This window comes from Deltaproteobacteria bacterium (genome assembly GCA_016213065.1).
In the GTDB taxonomy this organism is placed as follows: domain Bacteria; phylum UBA10199; class UBA10199; order SPLOWO2-01-44-7; family SPLOWO2-01-44-7; genus JACRBV01.
On record JACRBV010000151.1, the window covers coordinates 1 to 4,118 of the forward strand.

A 4,118-nucleotide genomic window follows, 5' to 3' on the forward strand; every position below is an offset into this window, starting at 1 on the left:
GTTAGAAGGACTGCCACCTTCAACACCATAAACAAAGTCGAGCAATTTTTCCTTCGCTTGATGGGGGTCACTTTCGCTCACGGTACAAGTTATTGTTGCATTGGCAGAGGCGATACAAAAAAGGAACGCGATGCTAAAACTGGCTATACATAATGTTAATTTACGGCCCATAAAAACTCCCATACGCACTATAGTTATCGGCACAACAGACCAAATTGTTGCGTGTTTTTTGAAAAAAATAATAGGCTATATATTTCAATCGGTTACGCTATAAGTGTCGGACACTTATTAAATTCATCGTCCCGAATGACCAAATTTCCTAAGCAAAAAGATTTTAAAGAGAGGGTCTGTTATCAGATATCCGGCCTCCGATTGATCCAGAAGTCCCTGTTCCGCAAGGCGCAGGACAGTGGCTTTTGTGGCGGTTGCACTAACACCTGTTGCCTGCAAAAAACGGGTTGAAGACGGCGACGATACCGGTTCCTGATTCGCAAGGGCAAACAATACTTTTTTCTCCTTATGCGAAAAAGTGGTTATTTTTTCGGTATAACGACTCGACTTATTTTCAATAAGCTCCGCCAAATTTTCATGGATGCGTTGTATATTTAGAAAACCTGATTGACCGCTCAGGGTAATCCACTGGCAAAGTTCCTGAATGGAATTTGGAACGTCCCGCATGAGATTGCATATTTCAATAACACCCTTTTCATCAATAGTAAGCTCGGATGGGGCAAATCTTTCCTGCATATAGGGAACCCATTCATTTCTGGGAATTTCTCTGAACTCAATGTCGGTGCCAAAACCATAAAAAGGTTTTGATTCGTCATGAAATATTTCCCGGAGAAAATGTTTTTTCGACCCCAATAAAACAACAGCGGATTTATTGAGGTTCTGTATTTCGGATCGAAGCATCGCTTCCAGCCCCGGAATATGCCGGATATCCTGAAATTCATCCAGCACAAGTAGAGTTTTATATTCTTCGGAGAAATTTTTAATACACATGAATAGTTCTGGCAGTGATCTTTCATCTCTCGCGTGATTACCGGCCAGAGAAACGGTTGGGGCGCCGGAGAGGGGGTCCAAAGCAACCTCAACACGAAAATGTTTTATGTAATTTTGAATATTTTTTATGAAAGACTTGATCTTGGCGCCCTGACTTATGGCCTGTTCAAGCGCGCTCTGAAACCTTAATGTAACATCACCCATGGAATCCACCTGAAGAAAGTCGGCATAGATGACAAGCGATTTTTCCTGCTTCTCCGCAAAATCCGCCATGATGACATTTTTGATTACGGAGGTTTTTCCAAACCGTCTGGGACCGTATATAACGGCCCTGCCGGATGCCATGCAAATTTTGGTCAAAAGCTGGATTTCTTTCCTGCGATCACAGATATCCTCTTTTGACAAAAGCTGGCCAAATTTGAAGACTTTCACGAGCCACAGATTAGCAAAAGACTACAATATAGCAACTAAAATATAGTGACTAAGAAACAGTGTCGGACACCTGAGGGACATTATGGCAACAGTTTCAACAGACGGTCTATCCCCATCACATAGAGGTTTTTGCCTTTCATGGTGCAGTAACCGTCTTTATTTACGACTTGAATTGCAAGCGAAACACCCAGTTTTTCCTTAAAATAAATGAGGTCCGGAGAAACATTTGTCTCTTTTGATTTTGCCTCCACGATCAAAACAAGCCGTCCCCGTTCTGAAATGGCAAAATCAACTTCGCGCCCATCTTTTGTGCGCAGGTAATGCAGTTTGAAAACGCCTTTTCCCCATTCATTCCACGCCGAGACCGCGCGAAAAAGCATAACGGCGACAAAGTTTTCAAATCGGCCGCCTTCATTTTCAACGATTCCCCAGTCCCAAAAATAATACTTGGCTTCTTTACGAATACTGCGCGCAACTTTTATGGTCCACGGCAGTATCGGAAAAATAAGATACACTTTTTGAAGCGCCAAAAGCCACGTCTTCAACGCGCCATGCGCACATTCAAGCGGATTTGTAAGAGAGTTGATGCTCAGCGGAGAGGCAACATGTTGCGGTAAAAGATATAACAAAGCTTCCAGCTTCTGGAGATGGATGATTCTGCTCAAATCCCTAAGGTCTTCTCTTATGATGAGCGAAATATGATCTTCTCGCCATTTCGTGCAAAATTCTTTTGTGCCTGCCACAAGAGGTTCAGGAAAACCGGTTATGGATAAAAGGTTTTGAGACGCATCAAAAATAATTTTATCCGCTTCCGGGACGGATGACAAAACTTCGGTTGGATTCCACATATTTTCTGCAGGTGGCATGGGACCTGTAATATCCCACACTCCAAGTGGCAACATGTGAAACAGGAAATAACGACCGACGAGACTATCTCCGGACTTTCGAAATGTTTCCAGCATGGCAGAACCCGTTACGATGAACTGAAATTTTCCTTTGAACTCATCGTAATAACCTTTGAGAATATTCTTCCATTTGGGATATTTATGAATTTCATCCAATGCCACCCATGCAACGGGCAATTGAGGAGGAACATCTTCTGTAAAAAAAATCGGATTTTTTGCGTAACGCTTTTTTACGGTTGGCGTATCCCAATTATAATAAATCTCAGCCTGTCCCGATTTTTTCAGAAAATTCCGGATGGCCGTGGTTTTTCCGACCTGTCTGGGACCGGCAATAAACGACATGCGGTCACGAATGAGATTTTTGTCCAGTGCCCATTGGATGATTTGCCGGTGAATATCCATAAGACCATTTTAAACGATCATGTAAAACGGTCAAGGCTATTTTAAACAACCCTATAAAACGGTCGGATTAAGCGGCCAACGGAAGGCCGGTCTTCTTCACCTGATAGGAAAAAGAGAGCGGGTCCGGAGAAACAAGCTCCTCAGGTGTAAACGCAAGAACTTCAAGGGATGTATCTATCTTCATCGCCTTGCGCGAAAGATCCATAAGGATTTCCATTTCGGGTCTTCCGCGAAAATCCGGTGAAACAATGGCTAAATCAATATCGCTGAACTCCGTAGCTTTGCCGCTGACATAAGAACCAAACAAAATGGCTTGCTCCACGCGATAAGATTTACGAACCTCTTTAACAAAGGCCTTAATAATCGTTTTTATTTGATTTTTGGTTTTAACCATTTTACGAACTCCTGTGTTTTTGCGAGCATATCTTTTGCACTTACTGCCGTACATATTTTCGATAATTCATCCTTATATTCTCCATATCTCGTCTTGATGTAGAATGGATTTAAATCAGCCAGTAGAAGCCTTTGCCCATCGGTCATACTTCTCATTAAATCAGATTCCTCTGCCAAACGGAGGAGATTGTGTATTAACGGAGGGGATTTTTCCTTGGAGGTAATATAAGCTTTAAGGGTCTTTTCAATGCATTGCTGACACATAAAGGCAACGTACAAATAACGCCCACCTTTGAAGAGAAATTTGGCTGTTTCTAAATCATAATCGGCCCGTTCTACCCATTGTTTTGTAACAGAACGCATCTTACTTAACCCCTTTGATTTTAAGGAGAATCTAGCACACCACAAAAAACGGCACAACTTTTTTGTTTGAAAGGAGCAACTTTCTTGCCCCTCGTGCCGATAATAGATATGGGAGCGCGTACTCCCTTTTATATGGCAATAAAACCACCAGATCCAAAGATTAACAGAAATAACACGGCTCTCAATGGATGCTCTCCTGAAGATGTGTCTCCAGAGTGTCAAAACCAACCGCCTCTTGAGGGAGGAGATCGTTTTTTCAGAGCAGATACTCAGCCTAAAGGACACTCCACGGGGGGACTCGATGGCAAGCGTTTTGCCAAAGCCGCACCACAAATATCCGAAAAACTGAGTCCTGAAGAAACAGCGGCCAAAGCCAAGGCTGATGCCCTTAGAGCAAAAAGAAAAGAAAAACGCGAGATTCAACCTTGGGATGTTTGGAGTGAAACTACCTTTCTTGCTAAATATGCCGCAAAAAAAACCTCTCCGCGTACAACTTCTTTTCAAACAGGCGATGAATTAAAACAGTTTTTGTTCGGCCTCGGATTCACCCGCCCCGACAAAAAAAAATTTCCCGATGACATTGTGGAATCCAAAACAGTCAGCAAGGAAGATATCGATTTA

General features: G+C 42.7%; 5 protein-coding genes. 1 reads left to right on the forward strand and 4 read right to left on the reverse strand.

Features of this window, described 5'->3' with window-relative positions:
- Nucleotides 1-294: 294 nt before the first annotated feature.
- From HY877_09220 to HY877_09235, 4 genes are all read right to left on the reverse strand, one after another.
- Nucleotides 295-1,434 (reverse strand): ATP-binding protein, encoded by a 1,140-nt coding sequence (locus HY877_09220; GenBank protein ID MBI5300451.1) that lies wholly within the window; start codon nucleotides 1,432-1,434, stop codon nucleotides 295-297.
- Between the two features lie 80 nt (nucleotides 1,435-1,514).
- Nucleotides 1,515-2,741: an ATP-binding protein gene (locus tag HY877_09225; GenBank protein MBI5300452.1), complete on the reverse strand. Its 1,227-nt coding sequence runs from the start codon at nucleotides 2,739-2,741 to the stop codon at nucleotides 1,515-1,517.
- A 67-nt stretch (nucleotides 2,742-2,808) separates the two neighbouring features.
- Nucleotides 2,809-3,135 (reverse strand): nucleotidyltransferase domain-containing protein, encoded by a 327-nt coding sequence (locus tag HY877_09230; protein MBI5300453.1) that lies wholly within the window; start codon nucleotides 3,133-3,135, stop codon nucleotides 2,809-2,811.
- Nucleotides 3,111-3,497 carry a HEPN domain-containing protein gene (locus HY877_09235; protein ID MBI5300454.1) on the reverse strand — a complete coding sequence of 129 codons (387 nt, stop codon included), beginning with the start codon at nucleotides 3,495-3,497 and terminating at the stop codon, nucleotides 3,111-3,113. The genes HY877_09230 and HY877_09235 overlap by 25 nt, the downstream gene beginning before the upstream one ends.
- A 132-nt stretch (nucleotides 3,498-3,629) precedes the next feature.
- Between HY877_09235 and HY877_09240 the strand changes: the two genes are divergently transcribed.
- Nucleotides 3,630-4,118, forward strand: a 489-nt coding sequence (locus HY877_09240) for a hypothetical protein (protein MBI5300455.1), incomplete at its 3' end; no start/stop codon positions are given.

Excerpts from the sequence above, each read along its gene's own strand:
- HY877_09225 (MBI5300452.1), bottom strand. The coding sequence starts at position 2,741 with ATGGATATTCACCGGCAAATCATCCAATGGGCACTGGACAAAAATCTC.
- HY877_09230 (MBI5300453.1), bottom strand. The coding sequence starts at position 3,135 with ATGGTTAAAACCAAAAATCAAATAAAAACGATTATTAAGGCCTTTGTT.
- HY877_09235 (MBI5300454.1), bottom strand. The coding sequence starts at position 3,497 with ATGCGTTCTGTTACAAAACAATGGGTAGAACGGGCCGATTATGATTTA.